Annotated in this window: 21 protein-coding genes and 1 pseudogene; 7 read left to right on the top strand and 15 right to left on the bottom strand. The window is 75.7% G+C overall.

Annotated features, from left to right (window positions below; translation table 11 throughout):
• Positions 1 to 2: 2 nt before the first annotated feature.
• From ACI790_RS17390 to pdhA, 8 genes and pseudogenes are all read right to left on the bottom strand, one after another.
• Positions 3 to 2,087 (bottom strand): diguanylate cyclase domain-containing protein, encoded by a 2,085-nt coding sequence (locus ACI790_RS17390; protein WP_456571047.1) that lies wholly within the window; start codon positions 2,085 to 2,087, stop codon positions 3 to 5.
• A gap of 70 nt (positions 2,088 to 2,157) precedes the next feature.
• Positions 2,158 to 3,414, bottom strand: a complete 1,257-nt coding sequence (locus ACI790_RS17385) for a diguanylate cyclase domain-containing protein (RefSeq protein WP_456571046.1) — start codon at positions 3,412 to 3,414, stop codon at positions 2,158 to 2,160.
• 286 nt (positions 3,415 to 3,700) lie between these two features.
• Positions 3,701 to 4,210 (bottom strand): annotated as a pseudogene (locus tag ACI790_RS17380) (GGDEF domain-containing protein); the annotation flags it as partial.
• A gap of 188 nt (positions 4,211 to 4,398) precedes the next feature.
• Entirely contained in the window at positions 4,399 to 4,548 is a 150-nt protein-coding gene (locus tag ACI790_RS17375) for a hypothetical protein (RefSeq protein WP_456571045.1), read from the bottom strand.
• 223 nt (positions 4,549 to 4,771) lie between these two features.
• On the bottom strand, positions 4,772 to 5,233 hold the full coding sequence (locus ACI790_RS17370) for an SRPBCC family protein (protein ID WP_456571044.1): 462 nt from the start codon (positions 5,231 to 5,233) through the stop codon (positions 4,772 to 4,774).
• Between the two features lie 524 nt (positions 5,234 to 5,757).
• Positions 5,758 to 7,284, bottom strand: coding sequence for a dihydrolipoamide acetyltransferase family protein (locus ACI790_RS17365; protein WP_456571043.1), 1,527 nt, complete (start codon positions 7,282 to 7,284; stop codon positions 5,758 to 5,760).
• 3 nt (positions 7,285 to 7,287) lie between these two features.
• Positions 7,288 to 8,268: an alpha-ketoacid dehydrogenase subunit beta gene (locus ACI790_RS17360; RefSeq protein ID WP_456571042.1), complete on the bottom strand. Its 981-nt coding sequence runs from the start codon at positions 8,266 to 8,268 to the stop codon at positions 7,288 to 7,290.
• Positions 8,265 to 9,404 carry a pyruvate dehydrogenase (acetyl-transferring) E1 component subunit alpha gene (gene pdhA / locus ACI790_RS17355; protein ID WP_456571041.1) on the bottom strand — a complete coding sequence of 380 codons (1,140 nt, stop codon included), beginning with the start codon at positions 9,402 to 9,404 and terminating at the stop codon, positions 8,265 to 8,267. Before pdhA ends, ACI790_RS17360 begins: the two co-directional genes overlap by 4 nt.
• 216 nt (positions 9,405 to 9,620) lie before the next feature.
• On the opposite strand from pdhA, the gene ACI790_RS17350 reads away from it, so the two are divergent.
• On the top strand, positions 9,621 to 10,094 hold the full coding sequence (locus ACI790_RS17350; RefSeq protein WP_456571040.1) for an Lrp/AsnC family transcriptional regulator: 474 nt from the start codon (positions 9,621 to 9,623) through the stop codon (positions 10,092 to 10,094).
• Here the strand turns inward: ACI790_RS17350 and ACI790_RS17345 are convergent.
• A complete protein-coding gene (locus ACI790_RS17345; RefSeq protein WP_456571039.1) occupies positions 10,091 to 10,342 on the bottom strand; it encodes a DUF3253 domain-containing protein in 252 nt (83 codons plus the stop codon). The two genes, ACI790_RS17350 and ACI790_RS17345, sit on opposite strands and share 4 nt — an antisense overlap.
• Before the next feature lie 78 nt (positions 10,343 to 10,420).
• Here ACI790_RS17345 and ACI790_RS17340 point away from each other — a divergent pair, with 78 nt between their 5' ends.
• Both ACI790_RS17340 and ACI790_RS17335 read left to right on the top strand, forming a co-directional pair.
• Complete coding sequence (locus tag ACI790_RS17340) at positions 10,421 to 11,038, top strand: hypothetical protein (protein WP_456571038.1); 618 nt, start codon at positions 10,421 to 10,423, stop codon at positions 11,036 to 11,038.
• Between the two features lie 41 nt (positions 11,039 to 11,079).
• Positions 11,080 to 11,598 carry a hypothetical protein gene (locus tag ACI790_RS17335; protein WP_456571037.1) on the top strand — a complete coding sequence of 173 codons (519 nt, stop codon included), beginning with the start codon at positions 11,080 to 11,082 and terminating at the stop codon, positions 11,596 to 11,598.
• A gap of 55 nt (positions 11,599 to 11,653) precedes the next feature.
• Here the strand turns inward: ACI790_RS17335 and ACI790_RS17330 are convergent, their stop codons facing one another.
• Complete coding sequence (locus ACI790_RS17330) at positions 11,654 to 12,976, bottom strand: serine hydrolase domain-containing protein (protein ID WP_456571036.1); 1,323 nt, start codon at positions 12,974 to 12,976, stop codon at positions 11,654 to 11,656.
• Positions 12,977 to 13,011: 35 nt separating this feature from the next.
• Positions 13,012 to 13,335, bottom strand: coding sequence for a DUF3817 domain-containing protein (locus ACI790_RS17325; RefSeq protein ID WP_456571035.1), 324 nt, complete (start codon positions 13,333 to 13,335; stop codon positions 13,012 to 13,014).
• A gap of 115 nt (positions 13,336 to 13,450) precedes the next feature.
• Here ACI790_RS17325 and ACI790_RS17320 point away from each other — a divergent pair, with 115 nt between their 5' ends.
• The gene (locus tag ACI790_RS17320; RefSeq protein WP_456571034.1) at positions 13,451 to 14,017 is read left to right on the top strand and encodes a hypothetical protein; all 567 of its coding nucleotides are present in this window, start codon (positions 13,451 to 13,453) and stop codon (positions 14,015 to 14,017) included.
• On the opposite strand, the gene ACI790_RS17315 is transcribed toward ACI790_RS17320, so the two are convergent.
• Positions 13,987 to 15,066 carry a C40 family peptidase gene (locus tag ACI790_RS17315; RefSeq protein WP_456571033.1) on the bottom strand — a complete coding sequence of 360 codons (1,080 nt, stop codon included), beginning with the start codon at positions 15,064 to 15,066 and terminating at the stop codon, positions 13,987 to 13,989. The genes ACI790_RS17320 and ACI790_RS17315 overlap by 31 nt on opposite strands.
• A gap of 357 nt (positions 15,067 to 15,423) precedes the next feature.
• On the opposite strand from ACI790_RS17315, the gene ACI790_RS17310 reads away from it, so the two are divergent.
• Positions 15,424 to 15,597, top strand: coding sequence for a hypothetical protein (locus ACI790_RS17310; protein ID WP_456571032.1), 174 nt, complete (start codon positions 15,424 to 15,426; stop codon positions 15,595 to 15,597).
• Between the two features lie 55 nt (positions 15,598 to 15,652).
• The gene (locus ACI790_RS17305; protein WP_456571031.1) at positions 15,653 to 16,543 is read left to right on the top strand and encodes a YhjD/YihY/BrkB family envelope integrity protein; all 891 of its coding nucleotides are present in this window, start codon (positions 15,653 to 15,655) and stop codon (positions 16,541 to 16,543) included.
• Here ACI790_RS17305 and ACI790_RS17300 read toward each other — a convergent pair.
• The 3 genes from ACI790_RS17300 to ACI790_RS17290 all read right to left on the bottom strand — a co-directional run bounded on the left by ACI790_RS17300 (position 16,487) and on the right by ACI790_RS17290 (position 20,790).
• Positions 16,487 to 18,895 (bottom strand): transglycosylase domain-containing protein, encoded by a 2,409-nt coding sequence (locus tag ACI790_RS17300; protein ID WP_456571030.1) that lies wholly within the window; start codon positions 18,893 to 18,895, stop codon positions 16,487 to 16,489. The two genes, ACI790_RS17305 and ACI790_RS17300, sit on opposite strands and share 57 nt — an antisense overlap.
• Before the next feature lie 120 nt (positions 18,896 to 19,015).
• Positions 19,016 to 19,480, bottom strand: coding sequence for an ATP-binding domain-containing protein (locus ACI790_RS17295; protein ID WP_456571029.1), 465 nt, complete (start codon positions 19,478 to 19,480; stop codon positions 19,016 to 19,018).
• Positions 19,447 to 20,790: a HelD family protein gene (locus tag ACI790_RS17290; RefSeq protein WP_456571028.1), complete on the bottom strand. Its 1,344-nt coding sequence runs from the start codon at positions 20,788 to 20,790 to the stop codon at positions 19,447 to 19,449. The genes ACI790_RS17295 and ACI790_RS17290 overlap by 34 nt, the downstream gene beginning before the upstream one ends.
• A gap of 386 nt (positions 20,791 to 21,176) precedes the next feature.
• Here ACI790_RS17290 and ACI790_RS17285 point away from each other — a divergent pair, with 386 nt between their 5' ends.
• Positions 21,177 to 22,187 (top strand): zinc-binding dehydrogenase, encoded by a 1,011-nt coding sequence (locus ACI790_RS17285; RefSeq protein WP_456571027.1) that lies wholly within the window; start codon positions 21,177 to 21,179, stop codon positions 22,185 to 22,187.
• The last annotated feature ends 14 nt before the right edge of the window (positions 22,188 to 22,201 follow it).

Raw genomic sequence — 22,201 nt, 5'->3', positions numbered from 1 at the left:
GCTCAGCGCGCGGCGCGGGCGCGGGCGCGCCCCTCCTTCTGCCGGTACATCGCCGCATCGGCCTCGCGGAGCAGTTCGTCCGCGCTGCGGCCGCGGTCGGCGTCCAGCACCGCCACCCCCACGCTGGTGCCCACCCACACCGGGGTGCCGTCGAGCCGGAACGGTTCGGCGAAGCAGCCGGCGACGCGGTCGGCGAGGCGGCGGGCGTGGTCGGCGTCGGCCAGCTCCGGCAGCACGATGGCGAACTCGTCGCCGCTGAGCCGGCCGACGGTGTCGCCCGGACGGACGACGGCCCGCAGCCGCGCGGCGACCTGACGGAGCAGCTCGTCCCCGGCGGCGTGGCCGAGCGAGTCGTTGACCTCCTTGAACCGGTCGAGGTCGCAGAACAGCACCCCGAGGTGCCCGCCCTCGTCGCGGAGCGTCGCCTCGAGCCGTTCCAGGAACAGCACCCGGTTGGGCAGCCCGGTCAGCGCGTCGTGGGAGGCCTGGTGCCGCACGGTCTCCAGCAGGCGGGCCTTCTGCAGCGCGGTGGAGGCCTGGTCCCCGACGCCGCGCAGGCGGGCGAGGACCTCCCCGCCGAGCTCCTCCGGGGCCCGGCCGGCCTCCCAGCTCGCCGTCGCCACACCGAGGAACGTGCTGCCCGCCAGGAGCGGCACCGCGACGACGTCAGAGACGCCGATCTCGGACAGGAGCCTGCGCAGCCCAGGGCTGCTGTCGGCGGCGCGGAGGATCCGCGGCTCGCGATCGGTGAGCATCCCGACCAGCTCCGGGGTGTCCTCGGCGCGCAGGGGCGTCTCCAGGAAGTGCGTGCGCTGCGCGCTGCTCAGGTTGGCCGACGACCGGGCCCGCAGCTGCCCCTCGGCGGGGTCCCAGAGCATGACCGAGGCACTGCTGCAGCCGATGACCCGCGGCAGGGCGTCGGCCACGATCGAGCTGACGGCGGTGGCGTCGGTTGCCCCGGCCAGCTCGTGGGCCAGGGCGAGCAGCGCACCGGCCCGGTCCGCCGCCGCGCGGGCGGCGTCGAGGGCGAAGAGCAGGTCCAGCGCGGCCGCGGCGTGGCCGGCGTAGGCGGCGAGCATGGTGTGCTCGTCGGTCATCTCGCCCTCACCGGACGGGTAGATGGCGGCGAGCCGACCGTGCCGGCGGCGGGCGGAGACGACGTCGACGACGACGGCGGTCGGGCCGAGGCCCTCGCCGGCCAGCAGCCGGGCGGCCAGACCGGGGAGCCGGTCATCGGGGATCCCGGCGCTGTGCACCAGCGGCGGGCCGCCGTCCGGCGCCGCGACGGCCAGCAGGTGCGCCGGCGCGAGCACGGCCTCGCCCGCGCGGGCCACGATGCGGTGCAGGACCGTGTCCAGGTCGTCGCTGGCGACGAGGTCGCCGGCGGCCGACTGCAGCGTGCGCAGCTGGCCGCGGAGCGCGGCGAGCTCCGGCCCGGTGGCCGGCGCGTGGCGCCGCCGGCGCGGGAACCGGGAGCGACGGGCCCAGGTGACGCGGTACGTGCAGGTGCGCGGACCGCCACCCATGCACTCGGCGTGCGCGAGGACCCCGGGTGGAAGGCCGAAGATGGTGGGCACGGTGACCGCCAGGCCGCGGGCGTACGCGCAGTCCAGCTCCGAGTGGGGGTAGCCCTCCGCCAGCGTGATCGCGAGGCTCGCCGACGTGGCGGTCAGCTCGCGGAGCTCCATGGTGGAGACGGTGGTGAACTTCGCCGCCGTGCGGGGCAGGTGCCGGAAGACCTGGCCGGGCGAACCGAGCGCGCGCAGCACCAGCAGCAGGGAGTGCGCCAGCCCGCTGCGGGTCGCATCCGCCCCGATGCGGAACATCGTGTCCGGGTCACCGAGCACCTCGGTGGCGGCGGTGAACAGGGCGATGCGGGTGTCGTAGCTCCACCAGCGGGACTGGTCCTCGAGCTGCCCGGCGAGATGGGTGAGGCCGGCGCGGGCGAGCACCGCGGCGACGGCGTCGTCCCCGGCGTGGCGGCGCACGTAACCGAGCACTCCGCCCATCGTCGCGCCGGACGTCTCCCGCGCCTCGGCCGGCAGGTCGGCGGCCGGGTCGCCGCCATCGGGTGCTCGTGTGCCCACGGACCGAGCATCGGCCGGGTGGGCGGCGCGCTTGAGCGGAACTGCCCGGTTCGGGTGAGCCGAGCGCAGGTCAGCCGCGGGCCGGCATGGGTCGGCCGGCGTGCTTGTGCCGGTACATCGCGGCGTCCGCCGTGCGCAGCAGCTCCTCGGCGGAGCCGCCGTCACCCGGGTGGACGGCCACCCCGACGCTGGTGCCGACGACCACGTCGGTGCCCTCTAGCCGGAACGGCTCGTGGAAGCACGCCACGATCCGGGCAGCCAGGCCGTCGGCGTCCGACGGCTCGGCCAGGCCGGGCAGGACGACGGCGAACTCGTCCCCGCTGAGCCGGCCGACGACGTCCCCCGGCCGGACCGCCGCCCGCAGCCGGGCCGACACCTGGCGCAGCAGCTCGTCACCGGCCGCGTGCCCCAGGCTGTCGTTCACCTGCTTGAACCGGTCGAGGTCGCAGAACAGCACGGCGAGGGAGGACCCCCGGCCCGCCGCCGCGATCGCCGCGGTGAGCCGGTCGAGGAACAGCACCCGATTGGGCAGCCCGGTCAGCGCGTCGTGCGTGGCCTGGTGCCGGACGGTCTGGAGCAACCGGGCCTTCTGCAGGGCGGTGGTCGCCTGGTCGCCGACGCCGCGCAGCCGGGTCAGCACCTCCCCGTCGAGGTCCACGGGCGCCTCGCCCCGGCGCCAGCCGGCCGTGGCGACGCCGAGGAAGACCCCGTCCGCCAGCAGCGGGACCGCCACCGCGTCGGAGGTCCCGGCACCGTCGAGCAGCCGCCGCACGGCCGGGCTGCTCGTGTCCCGGCGCACGACCTGCGGCTCGCGGCTGGTGAGCATGCCGACCAGCTCCGGCGCGTCCTCGGGACGCAGCGCCGTCGACCGCACCAGGTCCTGCCCGTCCGGGCCGAGGCCGACGGACGAGTGCGACCGAAGGGTCCCACTGGCCGGGTCCCACAGCAGGATGCCGGCCGTCGAGCAGCCGACCACCTCCGGCAGCGCCTCGGCGACCAGGTCGGCGACCTCCGCGGCATCCGTCGTGGCGGCGAGGCCGTGCGCCAGGCTCAGCAGCGCACCGGCCCGGTCGGCCTCGGTGCGCGCGTCCGCCAGGGCGATGATCAGGTCCAGCGCGGCGGCCGCGTGACGTGCGTAGGCGGCGAGCATGGCCGCCTCGTCCCCCACCGCGCCGTCGCCGTGGGGGTAGAGCGCGGCGAGCCGGCCGTGCACCCGGCGGGCCGACGCCACGTCGACGACGACGGCCCCGGGACCGAGGTCGCCCCCGTCGAGCAGCCGCGCGGCGAGCTCGGGGAGCTGCTCGAGGTCCAGGCCCTCCCCGTGCACCAGCGGTGCACCGCCGCCGGGGGGCGTGCACGGCCAGCAGGTACGCCGGGGCGAGCACCGCCTCCGCGGCCCGGGTGACGATGCGCTCCAGGGCCGTGTCGACGTCGACGCCGGCGACCAGGTCGGAGGCGGCCGACTGCAGGATCTGCAGCTGTCCCCGGAGGGCGTGCTGCTCGGGGTCGGTGCGCCACGCGCCGCGGCGACGCCAGGGCAGGCGGGACCGCCGGGCCCAGGTCAGGTGGTAGGTGCAGGCCGGATGCCCGTCGGACTGGCACTCGTCGTGGGTGACGCGGGCCGGCGGGAGGCCGAAGATCCGCGGGACGGTGCTGAGCAGGCCCTGCGTGTAGTCGCAATCGAGCCGCGAGTGCGCGAACCCGTCGTGCAGCCGGAACCGGATGGTGGCTGCGGTCCGCCCGGCCTCGACGATCTCCATGGTCGTGGTCGTGCTGAACTTCTGCACCGCACGCGGCAGCTGACCGAGGACCTGCTGCGGGGAGCCCATCGCGCGCAGCAGGACGACCAGAGAGTGGGCCGTCCCGCCCTGGAGCACGGCGCGGCCGACGTCGAGCATCGCGCGGGGGTCGCCGAGGACCTCGGTGGCCGCGGCGAACAGCGCGATGCGGGTGTCGTAGCTCCACCAGCGGGACCGGTCGCCGAGCTCCCCGGCGGTCGCGTCGACGCCGGCGCGCCGCAGCACCTCCGCCACGGCGGCGTCACCGGCCTGCCCGCGGACGTAGCGGAGCAGGCCGCCGGTGGTGGCACCGGAGGTCTCCCGCGCGGCGGTGGCCCGGCTCATCGAGCCCCGTTCCCTCGTCCGGCAACGCGCTGGGTCCGACCTCGACTAACCACGGATCGTGCGCGCACCACTACACAATGGCACTCTTCGGCGCGCTCGGCACCTGCTGTCCCCCGAACGCATGCGACCCCGGTCTCGACGGAGACCGGGGTCGGGATGTTCGCGGGCCGCGCGGGGGCGACCGCCGCTCAGCGACCGAGGAAGTGGCTGCTGTTCGCCATGGTCAGGAGCTCGTCGCGCATGGCCGGGCTGCTGCTGCGCGCCAGAGCCTTGTCGAGCGCCCGCCGGGTACGCGCCACCTGCCGACGCCGCCGCCAGCTGGCCGTCACGCTGCTCATCGTTGATGCCTCTTTCGTCCGTGTGAAGTGCCTACGCCCGTAGTAACGCAGGCAGACGCCACGATAGTCCGACGAAACATCGGCAGTGTTGCGCATTTGCCGAAGGTTGCACCTCCCTTCGGGTGAGGCTCGTCACCCGGACGACCCACCGGCCTCAGGGCCCCCACGACGCAGACGGCGCCCGCCCCCGAACGGGGACGGGCGCCGTCGACGGGCGGTGACGTCAGCTGGGGCGCTCGACGTCCCCGCGCCAGGCACCGGTCTCGGTGCCGCGACTCTCGATGAACTCCTTGAACTTCTTCGCGTCGGCCTTCACCTGGCGGTCGTCGAAGCCCAGCGCCGCGCCGGCCTTCTCCACCAGCCCGGTGGGCTCCCAGTCGATCTGGATCATCACGCGGGTCTTGGCGTCGTCGAGCCGGTGGAAGGTCACCACGCCGGCGTGCTTGGCCTCGCCGCTGGTGCTGGTCCAGGCGACCCGCTCCTCGGGGTGCTGCTCGGTGATCTCGGCGTCGAACTCCCGCTTCACGCCGTCGACGTTGGTCACCCAGTGGGTGTGCGTCTCGTCGATCTGCGTGATGCTCTCGACCCCACCCATGAACTGGGGGAACGACTCGAACTGCGTCCACTGGTCGTAGGCGACGCGGATCGGGACGTCGACGTCGACGGACTCCTGCACGCTGGCCACGTTCTCAGCTCCTTGATGTCGCGTATTCGGTCGCGCGCCGCCTACCCCGCGCACGCTAGGCTGACACCTCGAAGGAGCAGGTCAGCGGAGCGCCGCCGCGACGGCCCGGGCCGGTCGCGCTAGGACCCGGCCCGCCGGTCCGCCACCAGGGCGACGGCCAGCCGCGCCGTCGCCACCCCCACGACGACGAGGGAGATCAGTCGCACCAGCCCGGCGCCGATGTTCGCCCCGACGTCGGCCGTCGTCAGCGCGTCGACGACGCCATGACCGCCGTCCCGGCGAGCACCACGAGGCCGAGCTGCCGGTCGCGGAACCGGCGTCCCCCAGGAGCAGGAGGACGGCGCCGGTGACCGCGCACAGGTAGCCGAGCCCCTGCAGCAGCAACGGCGCGGCCCCCTGCTCCAGGCCCGGCCGCGCGCCGCTGACGCCGATCGCCGCGCCGGTGAGGACGACGAACAGGAGCAGGGCGACGAGGGCGAGCACGCGTCGGTGCACGGTCGCCATCCTGCCGCCGCCTCCTCCGGTCAGAACGCCAGCGCCGCGCCGGGATCGGACAGCAGCGCCCCCACGTCGGCCAGGAACCGCGACCCCAGCTCGCCGTCGACGATGCGGTGGTCGAAGCTCAGCGCCAGCTGGGTCACCAGACGCGGCCGGACCTTGCCCTTGTGCACCCACGGCATCTCCCGCACGGCGCCGAAGGCCAGGATCGCCGACTCGCCCGGGTTGAGGATCGGCGTCCCGGTGTCGACCCCGAACACGCCCACGTTGGTGATCGTGAGGGTGCCGCCGGTCATGTCCGCCGGCGACGTGCGCCCGGCACGGGCGGTCTCGGTCAGCTCGGCCAGCGCACCGGCCAGCTCGGCCAGGGACAGCCGGCCGGCGTCCTTGATGTTGGGGACGACGAGCCCGCGCGGGGTGGCCGCCGCGATGCCGAGGTTGACCTGCCCGTGGACGACGATCTCCTGCGCCGCCTCGTCCCAGGAGCTGTTGACCATCGGGTGCCGCCCCGCGGCCAGCAGAACCGCCTTGGCGACGAACAGCAGCGGGCTCACCTTGACCGCGGCCAGCTCGGGCCGCTCGGCCAGCCGGCGCCGCAGCTTCATCATCCGGGTGACGTCGACGGTGAGGAACTCGGTGACGTGCGGCGCGGTGAAGGCGCTGGCCACCATCGCCGCGGCGGTCGCCTTGCGCACGCCCTTGACCGGGATCCGCTGCTCCCCGCCGGTCGCGGCGGACGTGGCCGGCTCCGCCGGAGGGGCGGTGCGGGCGGCGACGGCGGCGTCGACGTCGGCCCGGGTGATGCAGCCACCGGCGCCCGAGCCGGTGAGCGTGGTCAGGTCGACCCCGAGGTCCTTGGCGTACTTGCGCACTGGGGGCTTGGCCAGCGGCCGCGGTCCGCGGCGGCCCGGCTGCGCCCCGCGGGCGGGGGCGGCATCCTCGCGCAGCGCCGCCGCCTCGGCCTGCCGGCCGACCTCCAGCCCACCGTGCCGCATCGGCTTGCTGCGCATGTCCGGAGCGGTGGCGAGCAGGGGTGGGCCGTCGTCGGTGGGCAGGGCCGGGCGGGCGGTGCCGCCGGAGCCGTGGTCGGCGCCGGGCGGCGCGGTCGCGCGGGCCGCGGCGGAGGTGCCGGAGCGGCGCGGCCGGCGCCGGGCCTCGGTGGTGCGCGGGCCGTAGCCGACGAGCACCGCCGTCCGGCCGCCGGGCGCGGTGCCCCCGATCAGCCCGGCGCCCGGCTCGCCGTCGTCGTCGTCAGGCTCGGCGTCGTCGGCGGGCTCGGCATCGTCGGCCGGCGCCCCGCCACCGGTGTCGATCGTGATGATCGGCGTGCCGACGTCGACCATGGTCCCGGCCTCGTGCAGCAGCTCGACGACGGTGCCGGCGAACGGGGAGGGCAGCTCGACCGCGGCCTTGGCGGTCTCCACCTCGCACAGTGGCTGGTTGACGGTGACCGTGTCACCGACTTCGACCAGCCACTGGAGGATCTCCCCCTCGGTGAGGCCCTCGCCGACGTCGGGGAGCTTGAACTGGCGAAGGGTGGCGCTCTGCGGCATGGCTCAGAACTCCATCGCGCGGTCGACGGCGTCCAGCACCCGGTCGAGGTCGGGGAGGTACTCCTCCTCGAGCTTCGACGGCGGGTAGGGGGTGTCGTAGCCCCCGACCCGCAGCACCGGCGCCTCCAGGGAGTGGAAGCAGGTCTCGGTCACCCGGGCGGCGATCTCCGCACCCAGGCCCAGCGTCACCGGCGCCTCGTGGACGACCACGCAGCGTCCGGTGCGGCGCACCGACTCGAACACCGGGTCGAGGTCCAGCGGGCTGACGGTGCGCAGGTCGACGACCTCCACCGACCGCCCCTCCTCGGCCGCGGCCTCGGCGGCCTGCAGCGCGGTCTTCACCATCGGGCCGTAGGCCAGCACGGTGACGTCGTCCCCGCCGCGGACCACCCGCGAGGCGAACAGCGGATCGGGCGTCGCGTCGACGTCGACCTCGGCCTTCTCCCAGTACCGGCGCTTGGGCTCGAGGAAGACGATCGGGTCGGGGTGGGCGATGGCCTGCTGGATGCCCCAGTAGGCGTCCACCGGGTTGCTGACGGCGACCACCTTGAGGCCCGCGGTGTGCGCGAAGTAGGCCTCCGGGCTCTCGCTGTGGTGCTCGACCGCGCCGATGCCGCCGCCGAAGGGGATGCGGATGACGATCGGCATCGGCAGCCGGCCCTTGGAGCGGGCGTGGATCTTGGCCACCTGGGTGACGATCTGGTTGTAGGCGGGGAAGACGAAGCCGTCGAACTGGATCTCGCAGACCGGCCGGTAGCCGCGCATGGCCAGGCCGACGGCGGTGCCGAGGATGCCGGCCTCGGCGAGCGGTGTGTCGACCACGCGCGCCTCGCCGAAGTCCTTCTGCAGCCCGTCGGTGATCCGGAAGACCCCGCCGAGCTTGCCGATGTCCTCGCCCATGAGCACGACCTTCGCGTCGTCCTCCATGGCCTTGCGCAGGCCGAGGTTGAGCGCCTTGCCGATGGTCAGCTTCTCGGTGCTCATTCGCCGGCCTCCTGGAAGCTCGCCTGGTAGGCGACGAAGTCGGCCCGCTGCTGCGCCAGCGGCGGGGTCTGCTCGGCGTAGACGTGGTCGAACATCTCCGTCGGCGCCGGATCGGGCATGTCGACGGTGCCGCTGCGGATGCGCGCGGCCAGCTCGTCGGCCTCCGCCTCGACGGAGTCGAAGAACGCGGCGTCGGCGATCGAGCTGCGCGACAGGTGGGCCTTGAGCCGGGCGATCGGGTCGCGCAGCTTCCACTCCTCCAGCTCGCTGGCCAGCCGGTAGCGGGTCGGGTCGTCGGAGGTGGTGTGGGCACCCATCCGGTAGGTGAAGGCCTCGATGAACGTCGGGCCCTGGCCCTCCCGGGCGGCCGCGAGCGCCGCCCGGGTCACGGCCAGGACGGCGAGGACGTCGTTGCCGTCGACCCGGACCCCGGGGAAGCCGAAGCCGGCGGCCCGCTGGTACAGCGGCACCCGCGACTGCCGTTCCAGCGGGACGCTGATCGCGTACTGGTTGTTCTGGCAGAAGAAGACGACGGGTGCCGAGAAGCTCGCCGCCCAGATCATCGCCTCGTTGACCTCACCCTGGCTGGTCGCGCCGTCGCCGAGGAACGCCAGCGCCGCGCTCTCGGCGCCGTCGCGCTGGAGGCCCATCGCGTAACCGGTGGCGTGCAGCGTCTGCGCGCCGATGACGACGGTGTAGAGGTTGAAGCCGGTGCCCACCGGGTCCCAGCCGCCGTTGTCCACACCGCGGAACAGGCTGATCACGTGCAGCGGGTCGACGCCGCGGGTCCAGGCGACGCCGTGCTCGCGGTAGGTGGGGAACGCCATGTCCGAGGCGACCATCGCCCGGCCGGCGCCGATCTGCGCGGCCTCCTGGCCGAGCAGCGAGGCCCAGATGCCCAGCTCCCCCTGGCGCTGCAGGGCGGTGGCCTCGACGTCCCAGCGGCGGACCAGGACGAGGTCGCGGTACAGGGCGCGCAGCTCGTCGTGCCCGATCTCGAGCGAGTAGTCCGGGTGCTCGACCCGGTCGCCCTCCGGCGTGAGCAGCTGGACGAGCTGGGTGCGCGACGGCAGGTGGGGCGCGGCGGCCCCCGGGACGGGGTCGACCATCTCCGTGGTCAAGGTCTTCGCTGTCACGGGTCGCGCTCCTCGCCGTCGGCCACCCCCGCCGGGGTCGCCGGCGACGCGGTGGTGCTGGACGTTCCGGCCGCCAGATGTGGTGGCCCTCACACATCCTGGCACGGCAGCCCCGGCGAGGACCAGTCCTCAGCGGCGGCGATCTGCGCAGCACCCACGGCGACTGCTGCGCAGATCGACACCCGGAAGCAGCCGACACCTGCCAGACTGCCCAGCATGCCCGAGATCGACGCCACAGACGCGCGGCTGCTGCTCGCCCTGACGGAGGACCCGCGCGCCAGCGTGATGGCGCTGTCCCAGCGGCTCGGGCTGGCCCGCAACACGGTGCAGAGCCGGCTGGCCCGCCTGGAGAGCAACGGCGTCCTGGCACCGCTGGACCAGCGGGTGCGCCCCCAGGCCCTCGGCTACCGCCTCGCGGCGTACATGTCGGTGCAGGTGGCCCAGCGCGGGCTGGGCGAGGTCAGCGACGCGCTGGCCGGCCTGCCCGAGGTCCTGGAGGTCACCGGGCTGTCCGGCGCCACCGACCTGCTGGTGCACGTGGTCGCCACCGACGCCGACCACCTCTGGCGGATCACCGAGGCCGTGCTGGCCATCCCCGGCGTCCAGCGGGTGGACACCGCGCTGGCGATGCGCCGCTTCGTCGAGCGCCGCACGGGCCCGCTGCTGGACCGGGCCGCCGGGACGGACTAGCGCGGCCGGCGGATCCGCACCGGTCCCCGGGCGGTCCGGACGTCGACGACGGCACCGCCCTGCGTCACCTCGACGGCCCCCGCGTCCGCGAGCCGGCCGGCCGCGCTGCGCGCCGCGGGCATCAGGTCGCGCCAGCCCACCGGATCGACCGCTCGGGCAGTCTCCGAGGGGCCGATCGAGGCCTCCGGACGACGCTGCGCGAGCAGCTCGCCGATGGTGCGCTCGAGCGCAGCGGCGACGTCGCCCACCCGCCCAGCGCGGGTGGGCGGAGCCGGGCCCGCCAGCGGTACTGGTCCCCGCCCACCGATCGGAGGATGCTCGCGCCCGTGCGCCGGACCGCCCTGTTCCTGCTGCTGAGCTGCTGGTTCGCCGGCCTCGGCCTGGTGGTGGCGTCCCCGGCGACGGCGTGCAGCTGCACGGGTGGCACGACGGCGGAGTTCCTGGCGCGCGCCGACGTCGTCTTCACCGGGTCCCTGGTGTCCCGGGAGGAGCCGTCGGGGATCCGCGTCGGCAGCGGCGATCCGGCGCTGCACGTCTTCGCGGTCGACACGGTGGTCAAGGGGACGGCGCACGCACGGCAGGGGGTCCTCTCCCCCGCCTCCGGCGCGAGCTGCGGGCTCGAGCTGACCGGCGACGGCCCCGTCGCCGTCTTCGCCACGCGCGACGCGGATCTCGGTGGCACGGCGTTCACCACCCTCGCCGACGGCCAGTACGCCGCCTTCCTGTGCGGCGGCACGGCGCAGCTCACGCCGGCGCTGGAGGCCGAGCTCCGGGCGCTCGCCCCCGCGGGTCCGGCCGGCGCGGGCGCACTCCGGCGCGGCGGCGCCGGCACCGAGCTCCCCGCCGGCGGGAGGGCACCGGCCCTGCTCCTGGTCACCGGCACCGTCGTCGTGCTGGGTGGCGTGGCGCTGCTCCGCCGGAGGACGCGCCGGCCCCGGCCGTGAACGGTGGGTGGGACCGCGCCGCTGCGGGTACCGGTGTCGGCATGGCGAAGCGGACCCCGTTCGGCGTGGCGGGCAAGGGCAAGCGCGGGATCAGCACCCTCGGCTGGGCGCTGCGCGGGGCGGCGGCCGGTGCGGCGGGGACCACGGCGCTCAACGCCGTGACCTACCTGGACATGGTGGTGCGCGGCCGGGGCAGCAGCTCGACGCCCGAGCAGACCGTGGAGAAGCTGGCGGAGACGGCGCACGTGCCCATCCCCGGGGACGACGAGACCCGCCGGAACCGGGTGCAGGGACTCGGCCCGATGACGGGCCTGGTGGCCGGCGTCGGGGTGGGCGTGATCGGTGGGCTCGCCCGGGCGTCGGGCCTGCGCTCGGCGAAGCCGGTCGGGACGCTGCTGACCGGCCTGGGCGCGATGGTCGCGGCGAACGGGCCCATGACGGCGCTCGGGGTCACCGATCCCCGCACCTGGTCGGCGGCCGACTGGCTCAGCGACGTCGTGCCGCACCTGGCCTACGGCGTCGTCGTCAAGTTCACCATCGACGCGTTCGACCGCGCCTGACCCCCGGCGGGGCAGACCGCCCCGGCCTGCACCCACCCGCCTGCCCCACCCGGGGTCAGCGCCAGCCGCGCTCGTCCACGCCGCCGGGCACGGGGGCGTCCGGGTCGTAGGGGGTGCGGGTGAAGACGAACGTGTCCAGGTCCAGGTGGTCGGCGGCGATCCGCAGCGTCTCCCCCGCGAAGTAGCCGTCCAGACCCAGCCAGGTGCCGTCGTCGCGGCGGGTGAACCGGCTGGCCCGCCCGCTGCGGCCCGGCAGCGGGCCCAGGTGCAGCAGGCCGCCGGCGACCGCCCGGACGACGTAGGGCGCCGGCCCCCAGAACCAGACGCCGAGGCTCTCCAGCGGCACCGGCGACGGCGCCGGCGCCCACGGCTCGACGACCCGCGGCTCGGCGCCGCGCAGGTCGGCCAGCAGCCCGAACACCAGCGGGTCGACGCCGCTGGTCGCGTTGGCCAGCGAGACCGCGCCGGTCTGCTCCTCCCGGTCGACGAAGACGCCGGCCAGGAAGCCGGGCATCGAGCCGCCGTGCCCCACGAGCGTCCGGCCGTCGACCCGCACGACCTGCAGGCCCAGCCCGTAGGCCGACCAGCCGGGGGCGGAGGAGTCCACCCCGGCGGGCACGGTCATCTCTTCGAGCGTGGCGGGGTCGAGCACGTCGGCGGTGTCACCGAGCAGGAAGGCGGCGAAGCGGCCGAGGTCGGCGAGGGTGGCCCACAGCTGCCCGGCGGCGGCCATGACCCCGGCGTGGTGCTCGGGCTCGGGCAGCACGACGTCGGCCCACGGGTGCACCGCCCAGCCCTCGGCCGCCGGGGCGACGGGGCGCGGGCTGGTGCGGGTCATGCCCAGCGGCGCCAGCACCTCGGCGGTCACCGCCTCCTCCCAGCTGCGACCGCGCTGCCGGGCGACCAGCTCGCCCAGCAGCCCGAAGCCCAGGTTGGAGTAGTGGAACCGGCGGGCGGCCCCCAGCACGACGTCGGAGCCGGCGATGCCCAGCTCGTCGAGCGTGCCGCCCGGGGTGCGCTCCCACCAGCCGCCGGGGCTCTCCGCGGAGGCGCCGGCGAGGTGGGACAGCAGCTGGCCGACGGTCCGGTCGCCGAACGGCGTCCCCGGCAGGTGCTGCTCCAGGGGGTCGTCGAGCCGCAGCCGCCCCTCGTCGCGCAGCCGCAGCACGACGACCGCCGTCAGCGTCTTGCTGATGGAGCCGAGCCGGTACTGGACGTCGGTGTGCGGCTCGGGCACCGCCCCCCGGCCGGCCGACCAGGCCAGCCCGCCGTCGCGCACCACGCCGGCGACCAGGCTGGGGGCGCGGCCGTCACGCTGGACGCGGGCGGTGCGCGCCAGCAGGAGGCGGGCGGTGCTGGGCAGGACGGGCTCGGGCATGCCGGCGACCGTAGCGAGCCGATCCCGCCCGCGGCTCAGGCGGTCAGCGCCCCGCGCGCGGGCAGCTCGCCGGAGCGGGTGGCCCGCCGCTCGAACCACACCGTGGCCAGCGGCGGCACCGAGGCGGCGAGCGCGAGCACCGTGGTGCCGGCCGACCAGCGCAGCACCCGGGCGGCGACCAGGGCCACCGCGACGTAGACGACGAAGACCCCGCCGTGGATGGGCCCGAACACCTGCACGCCCACCTCGGAGGTCTGCAGGACCCACTTCACGAACATGCCGGCCAGCAGGCCTACCCAGGTGATCGCCTCGGCGACGGCGACGATGCGGAAGGCGGTGGCGACGGTGCGCGGGGTCAACGGACGTCCTCGGGTCGGGGGGGTGCTCTCCGGTCGTCAACGAGCGGGCCGGGCGCGGGGTCCCCGCGGCGGGTGTGACCTTCGCGGCAGGGCGCCACCTGGCAGGGTCGGCGTCGTGCGCGGACTGGCCCGGCGGGAGTTCTGCCTGGTCCTGCTGCGCCGGATGGCCGACGTCCGGCCCGATCTCACCGCCGCGGCCCTGCCCCGGCTGGGCGCGACCCGGGCGGAGGCGCACGCCGCGCACACCCGCTGGCAGGCGCTGCAGCACTCGCCGCGGGCGCCGCGCGGGCTGGCGCTGCGCTCGGCGGTCCTCGGGCCGCCCGAGGAGCTGGAGGACCGACGCTTCGGCGACCTCGACGTCCAGGTGCGCCGCTGGCCGCTGCCGCTGTGGCCGCACCTGTGGTGGGAGGTGCTCAGCGGGCCGGGCGGCGCCGTCTACAACGAGCACCTGGTCCGCGCCCCCGGCTCCCCGGTCCCGCCGGCCACGGGCCGTCGGCTGCTGGTGTGGGAGCACGTGCTCGACGACGTCGTCGGCCTGCCCGGCGCCCGGAGCGCCGATCCGGGCGTGGTCACCCGCTGGGCGGTCCACCTGCCCGGCGGCACCCGGGCGCTGTTCGTGTGGGGCCTGCTCCAGCAGGTCACCCGGGAGGATCAGCCGGCGATGCGCCGGGCCCCGTTGTAGCCGCCCATCGAGTCGATGCTCGCCACCTTCACCACGTCGCCGGACGTGGGCGCGTGCACCATCTGCCCGTTGCCGATGTAGATGCCCACGTGGCTGATCGGGCTGTAGAAGAACACCAGGTCACCCGGCTGGAGCTGGTCGCGGGACACCGCCCGGCCGACGGCGGCCTGGTTGCGGCTGGCCCGCGGCAGGCTGATGCCGGCGGCGCGGTAGGCGTAGGAGGTCAGGCCCGAGCAGTCGAAGGCGCCGGGGCCCGAGGCGGCCCACACGTACGGCTTGCCCCGCTGCGCCATCGCGGTGTCGACGGCCGCCTGCGCGGCGCTGCTGCTGGCCACGACCGGCGTGGACGGCGCGGAGGCCGCCCGGTCGCTGCGGCTGGCCCGCTGCGGCTCGGCGGCGGGCGCCTCCTGGGCGTGCGCCGCTGCGGCAGCGGCGGCGGCGGCCTGCCGCTCCGCCGTGCTGAGCTGCTCGTACTGCGCCCGGAAGTCGGCCACCTGCTCCGCCAGCTCGGCCTGCTGGCCGGCGACGGCGTCGTGGGCCGCCTGCGCCTCGGCGGCGGACTGCTGCGCGGTCGCCTGGGCCTGGGCGGCGGCGACGTTGGCGCGGGCCGCGTGCTCCAGGATGCCGCTCTGGTGCCCGGCGATCGTCTCCAGCGTGGCGACCCGGTTGACGAACTCGTCGGCCGAGTCGCTGGTGAGCATCGCCTGGAACGAGCCCAGGCTCTCTCCGGTGAAGGCGCTGCGCGCGATGCCGCGCACCGCCTGCTGGGCCCGCCCGAGTTCGGCGGTGGCCTGCTCGAGGGTGGCCGCGGCGGCCGCTGCGGCGGCCTGCTGCGCGGCCAGGGTGTCCTGCGCCTCGTTGAACCGCTCGGTGACGACCTCGAGCTGGTGTCCGCGCTCGGCGACCAGCTGCGCCGCCTCGGCCGACGTGCCCGGCGTGCCCGGAGCCGCCGACGCGGGGACCGTCGCGAGCAGGATGCCGACGGTGCCGGCGAGGGCCAGCCCGGCCCGGCCGGTGCGGCGGGCGGACGTGCGCAGGGGGGTCGCCATGGTGCGGCGGCTCTCCGTTCTGTCTCGCGAACCGCCTACCGGGCCCGGGCACGACGGCGCACGGCCGCGGTCCGGGGGGATCGGTCCGTCACCCCACGCCTGTGCGGGTGTCCGGCTCGACGGCGCCCGGCGGGTGTCACTCAGGCAGTGACGGAAAGCCCCGGCGGGCGCACTCACCGTAGGCGGCGTGACCGCGTCGTGACAATGGCCGAAACCACATTCGTGTCATTACGCCTGCGCGCCGGCTCACGGTGCACACCAGCCCCGTCCGGCACTCCGGCCACGCGGCCGGCCGCTCGGTCGGACGGGCGCTCCCGACGCGGTTTCAGCGTCCCGCCTCCGGACCACTACCGGGAGATGGACATCCGCAAGCCTCTATTGCTCCTCGCGCTCACCGGATCCCTCGTCGCCTGCGGCGACAACACGGACCTGCAGCGCGGTGAGACCAACTGCGATGCCAGCGGCGAGGCCGCGAGCAACCCGCACGACGCCAGCTGCGAGGAGACCGGCGCCAACGACGACTCCGAGTGATCCCGCGCAGGTGAGCCGGACGCTCCCTTCCCGGCGGACGGCGGCGGACGACGGCGTGGCCCCACGGGGCACCAGGCGGCTGGGCGCCCTGGTGCGCGGGATCCTCCCCGGCGTGAAGTCCCGGCTCCGGGGCCGGGACCTGGCGCTCATCGCCGCCGGTCTCACCTTCTACGCCGGTATCGCGGTCGTCCCGCTGCTCGTCCTGGCGTTCGGCCTGACGACCTGGATCACCTCCCCGAAGCGGGTGCACGAGCTGGGCGTGCGGCTGGGCGACCTGCTGCCGGACGAGCTCGGCGCACCGGCTGCCGTCGACCGGCTGGTGGACGCGGGCGTCGGCCTGGACCCGCTCGGCGCCCTGCTCGCCCTGCTGCCCATGTCGCTGTACGGGGAGGGGCTGCGCCGGGCGCTGCTGCGCTTCGGCACCCGGCACGAGGGCATGACCGGCTGGCGCGGCCGGCTGGGCGCCCTGCCCCTCCTGCTGCTCGCCCCGGTCCTGCTCTACCCCCTGCTGCTGGCCGGCTCGCTGATGGCCGACCTTGCCGACCGCGGCGGCGTCGCCGCCACCGTCGGGCAGGTCGCCGTCGGCTACTACTCGGTGCTGGCGGCGCTCACCGTGCCGCTGGCGTGGGGGTTCCGCGTCGTCGGCGGTGGCCGGGTGGGGTGGCCGGCGCTCACGGCGGGCGCGCTGTTCACCGCGGCCTGCCTGTCGGGCTTCCTGCAGGGTTTCGTGCTGTTCCTGGCGCTGCCGCTGGATCTCGGCGCGCCGTTCGGCGGGCTCGTCGTCGTCGGCGGGGTGGTGGCGGTCGGGCTGTGGCTGTTCGCCCTGCACCTGGTCGTCCTGTTCGGCTGGCTGGTCACCCAGTCGCTGGACGACCGGTGGCGCGGCCGGTCAGCGCGGACGCGGCGGGCCGGGCAGGCCGTCGATCCAGGTCCCGATCTCCCCTGACCCGGGCAGGCCCGGGTCCTCCGGCGCGCCGGGGCCCGGCTGCGAACCGGGACCCGGAGCGGGCTGCGGCACCACCGGTGGCGGGGGAACCGGCGGAGGCGGCAGCGGTGCCGGGTCGGGGGCCGGCGGGGGCGGCACGTAGCGCGAGCCGTTGCTGACCAGGATCGCGACGACCTGCCCCGGCACCGCCCGGCCGCCCGGCCCCGGGCTCGTGCCGACGAGCTCGTCCCTGGCGAGCTCGCTGTCCACCCGCACCACCATGTCGAGGAAGCCGGCGTCGGAGAGCACGTCCTGGCAGTCGAACGGCGAGTCGCAGCGAGGCACCGGCACGGTGTTCCCGCGGACCACCGCGGGGTCGGCCGGCGGGAAGTCGCTGCTGCCGCGCGCGGTCAGGATCGGCGCCATCGCGTCGTGCCAGATGGTCGCGCCCTTGCCGCCGCCGAAGCCGCCGACGTCCTCCTTCTCCTTGGGGTTGAAGACCATGACCCCGGCCGCGATCTCGGGCGTGTAGCCGACGAAGGCGACGGAGACGTTCTCCTGGGTGGTGCCGGTCTTGCCCGCGATCTGGTGGCCGGGCACGTACGCGCGCCGCCCGGTCTGCCCCCCGTAGCCGGGCTCCACGTCCTTGCGCAGCATCTGGTTCAGGGTGTTCGCGACCCCGGCCGGGATGGCCTCGGGCGTGCAGCGGTCGCCGTCCACCAGGGGCTCGCCGTCCGGGCCGAGGACGGGCTTCCCGTACCGGTCCAGCAGCCCGGTGACCGGGACGACGTCGCACTGGGTGCCGCCGGCCGCCAGCGTCGAGTAGGCGCTGGTCAGGCCCAGCGGGCTGGTCGCCTCCGGCCCGAAGGCGAACGAGCCGTTGTTCTCGTCGATGGTCCGCTGCGCGAGCCCGCCGGGCCCGTGCTCGTACAGGCCCATCCGCTCAGCCATCCGCACCGGCTCCTCGACGCTGCCGAGGGCGTCCTCGAGCGCGAGGAAGTAGGTGTTGGAGGACTGGTAGAGCGCCGTCGTCAGGTCGAGGGAGGACCGGTAGGTGCCGGAGTTCCGGACGTCGTAGGGTCCGTCGCCCTCCCGGTAGACGCGGGAGACGTACCGGCTGGGCGTCGTCAGCGTGTACTCGGTGGAGTACCCACGGGCGAGCGCGGCGGCGGCCACGAACACCTTGTAGGTGGACCCGGCGCCCCGGCTGGGCGCGGCGTTGAGGTTGAACGACTCCTGGGTGCGGTCACCCTCGTCGTGACCGAAGACGCGGTTGACGCTCATGGCCAGCAGGTGGCCGGTGCCCGGCTCGACGGCGGTGAAGGTGGCCGCCAGCGAGCTGTCCAGCGGCACGGTCGCGACCACCGCGGCGTCGCCGGCCCGCTGCAGCTCCGGGTCCAGCGTGGTCTGGATGACGTAGCCGTTGCGGTCCAGGTCCTCCTGCGTGAGCCCGTACTCGCGCTCCAGGTAGCTCTGCACGAAGTCGCAGACGTAGGCGCCCATGGTCGCCTCGATGCAGCCCCGGCGCGGGGCGGGGGCGGGCGCGAGCCCCAGCGGGGCGGCCGCGGCCTCTGCGTGCTGCTCGGGGGTGATGTGGCCCTGCTCGGCCATGCGGGCCAGCACCTGGTTGCGCCGGACGGTGGCGCCCTCGGGGTCGAGGAAGGGGTTGTGGTCCTTCGGGCTCTGCACCAGCCCGGCGAGCAGGGCCGCCTGGGTCAGGCTGAGCTGTGCCGCGTCGACGCCGAAGAACGCCTGCGCCGCGGGCTGCACGCCGTAGGCGTTCTGCCCGAAGTAGACGATGTTCAGGTAGCGGGTGAGCAGCTCGTCCTTGCTGTAGGCGCTCTCCATGGCGAGGGCCAGGCGCGCCTCGCGCAGCTTGCGGCCGACGGTCTTCTCGGTGGCCGCGTCCCGCTCGGCCTGGGTGCGGGCGGCCTGCAGCAGGGTCTGCTTGACCAGCTGCTGGGTGAGCGTGGAGCCGCCCTCCTCGACCTCGCCGGCGGCGATGTTCGTGACCAGGGCGCGCGCGGTGCCCTGCACGTCGAGCCCGCCGTGGTCGAAGAACCGGGCGTCCTCGACGGCGATCACGGCCTGCCGCATGACCTCGGCGATCTCCTCGGTGGCGACCGGCGCGCGGTTCTCCCGGTAGAAGGAGGTGATCACCTCGCCGTCGACCGCCAGCATGACGCTGTTGCGCGCCGGCACCTCGACGGAGAACTCCTGCGGGGGGTCACCGAGCAGGGCGGTGGACTGCCGGGCCGCCAGCGCCGGCCCGCCGACCCAGGGCAGCAGCAGCCCGGCCAGCAGCGCTCCGGCCAGCAGGACGGCGCCCGCGAGGGTCAGCAGGGTGCGACCCGTCCCCGTGCGCGACTCCATGACCCTCCTCCGGCGGAAAGCCCAGCTCAGCAGGGTTGATCATCTTTCACAACCACCCTCGCGGCGTGGGCCGCGACCGGAACCGTCCCGTCCGCCTCCCGGGACCCGCCCGTCCCACTGCTATCCGGCGTCCCGGAGCAGCGGGGCCGGGAGGTCGTCCCGGTGCAGGACCACCAGGGTGCTCACCGCCCGGGTGAGGACGACGTAGAGCCGGTGCAGCCCACGCGGCTCGGCCGCCACGATCGCCGCCGGGTCGACGACCACCACCGCGTCGAACTCCAGCCCCTTCGCCAGGGTGGCGGGGACGACCGCGACGGCGGCCGTGCCCGTCTCCTCGTCGGTGAGCGCCGCCGCGTCGATGCCGGCGCCGGCCAGCAGGCGGGTCGTCCCGGCCACCGCCGCGTCGGCGCAGACCACGCCGATCGAGCCGGGGACGGCGGCCAGCGCGCCGAGCACCTCCAGCAGCGGCTCCCCGAACGCGGCCACCGGCCGCAGCGACAGCGCTTCCGGCTCGGACCGGACGGCGGTGGCCGGCGGCAGCCCGGGGGCGATCACCGGCAGCAGCCGGTTGGCGAAGCCGAGCACCTCGGCCGGCACCCGGTAGCCCCGGGTGAGCGGGGTGACGCCGGCGTCCGGCCGTCCGAGGTCGGCGAGCGTGCGGGCCCAGTCGTCCGGTGACCAGGGGCTGGTGCCCTGCGCCAGGTCGCCGAGCACGGTGAGCGATCCGGCGCCCAGCCGGCGCGCGATCGCCCGGCACTGCATGGGCGAGAGGTCCTGGGCCTCGTCACCACCACGTGCCCGTGGCCGCGGGTGCGCTCGAGCAGCCCGGCGAGCTCGTCGGCCAGCACCGCGTCGGCCGCCGTCCACGGCGCGGTGCGCACCGACCGGGGCGGCGCCGGCCAGCGCAGCAGCGCCTGCTCTCCGTCGTCCAGGATCCCGCGGGCGGCCCGGGCCAGCCGGTCGGGCTCGGTCCAGAGCCGGAACAGCAGCCCGGCGGCGTCCCGCGCCGGCCAGACGCGGTCGCAGAAGTCGCGCACCTCGGGGCTGCGCGCCGCCCGCCGGACCTCCGCGTCGGACGGGCTGCCGCCGGCCTCCTCCTTCTGCCGGCGGGCGTCCTCGGCCAGCAGCATCGCCAGCCGCTCCCGGCCGGCGGTGTAGTGCAGCAGCTGCTGGTCGTCGGTCCCCCTGGCCCGGCGGCGCAGGTCGTCGACGGCGCGCTTGAGCCGCTCGACCGGTACCCGGTAGCGCCGTCCCGCGAGCGGCACCAGCACGTCGTCGGCGGGCTTGGCGATCTCCCCCCACAGCGCCCGGCGCAGCACCTCGGCCAGCCGGGCGTCGCCCTTGAGCGTCGCGACCTCGGGCCGGTCCTCGGCGCGGACGGGCACCCGGGCGGTCAGCTCGGCGACCGTCGTCTGCTCGACGTCGGCCTCGCCGAGGGTGGGCAGCACCTGCTCGATGTACCGCAGGAACGCCCGGTTGGGCCCGACGACCAGGACGCCGGTGCGCGCCAGCTGCCCGCCGTGCGTGTAGAGCAGGTACGCCGCCCGGTGCAGGCCCACCGCGGTCTTCCCGGTGCCGGGCGCGCCCTGCACGCAGATGGAGTCGGCCAGCGGGGCGCGCACGATGTCGTCCTGGTCGGGCTGGATGGTGGCGACGATGTCGCGCATCGGGCCGCTGCGCGGGCGCTCGATCTCCGCGCGCAGCAGCTCGCCGGGATGCCCCGTCCCCGGCTCGGCCAGCAGCTCGTCCTGGTAGCCGGTGAGCTCCCCGCCGGAGAAGCCGAACCGGCGGCGCCGGGCGAGGCCCTGCGGATCGGCGGCGTTGGCCTGGTAGAACGGCCGGCTCATCGGCGCCCGCCAGTCGATGACGACCGGGTCGCCCGCGGCGTCGCGCACGTGCCGGCGGCCGATGTGGAAGCTCTCGGCGGCGCCGCCGGCGGGCAGCGAGTCGGTGCGCCCGAAGAACGGCGGGACGCCGGGGTCGGCGGCCAGGGCGGCCAGCCGCTCGGCACGGGCGGCGCCGAGGCGCTCGGAGGCCCAGGAGTCGACGCCGGCTGGGGCACCTCCCGCTCGCGGGGGACAGTGACGGCGGACGCGGCCACGCGCATCTGCGCCAGGCAGTCGGCCGCCCGGCGCAGGTGGGCGCGCTCGGCGGCGAGGACGGGATCGGGGGCGGTGGTCTCGGGCGATGCGGAGGGAGACACGGTCGGAGGACGTCACGCCTGGACCGGGCTCTCCGGCCCCCGGTCGTCGGCGGCGAGCGCACGGCGTTGGATGGGGGCATGCCTGACTCGATGCTGGCCGGCCGGCTGAACGTGCGCACCCGCGAGTTCGTGGTGAAGGAGGTGCCGAAGCCGGCGCCGGGCCCCGGCGAGGTGCTGATCAAGGTGGCCGCGGCCGGCATCTGCCTGTCCGACGTCCACCTCATCGAGGGCCAGCTCTCCCCGCTGTTCCTCGCCGGTGACGAGGTGACGCTCGGCCACGAGGTGGCCGGCACGGTCGCCGAGCTGGGCGACGGCGTGACCGGCCCTGCTGCGGGGCAGCGGGTGCTGCTGCAGGCCGGCGAGGAGAAGGGCGGCTGGGTGCACACCCGCGGCGTCGACTACGACGGCGGATGGGCGGAGTACGCGCTGGCGACCGCCGAGACGGTGGTCCCGATCCCCGACGACCTGCCGCTGGAGCAGGCCTGCATCGTGCCCGACGCGGTGTCCACGCCGTGGGCCTCGATCGTGCGGACGGCGCAGGTGCGGGCCGCCCAGCCCGTCGGCGTCTGGGGCATCGGCGGGCTCGGCGCGCACGCGGTGCAGCTGCTGCGCCTGGCCGGGGCGGCGCCGATCATCGCCGTCGACCCGGTGCCGGCCGCCCGGCAGCGGGCGCTGGACTTCGGCGCGGACCTGGCGCTGGACCCGGCCGAGGACATCGGCACCCGCGTCCGCGAGCTGACCGGCGGCGCCGGCCTGGCGTTCGCCTTCGACTTCGCCGGCGTCGCGCCTGTGCGCGAGCAGGCGGTGCGCTGCCTGGAGCGCGACGGCGCCCTGGTGCTGGTCGGCCTCACCGACCAGCCGCTGGAGATCCGCAACGGCACCCAGTTCAGCTACTTCGGCCAGCGGATCCTCGGCCACTACGGCTCCGAGCCCGCCCACGTGGTCGAGCTGGTGGACCTGATCCGCCACCACCGCCTGGACCTCAGCCGCTCCATCTCCGGCACGCTCCCGCTCGCCGACGCCGCCGAGGGCGTGGAGCGGCTGGCGAACAAGGAGGGCGACCCCATCCGCCTGGTGATCACGCCGTAGGTCTTGCGCGCCGG

Source organism: Blastococcus sp. SYSU DS0539 (assembly GCF_054050855.1).
This window is presented reverse-complemented; position numbering and strand designations above follow the sequence as displayed.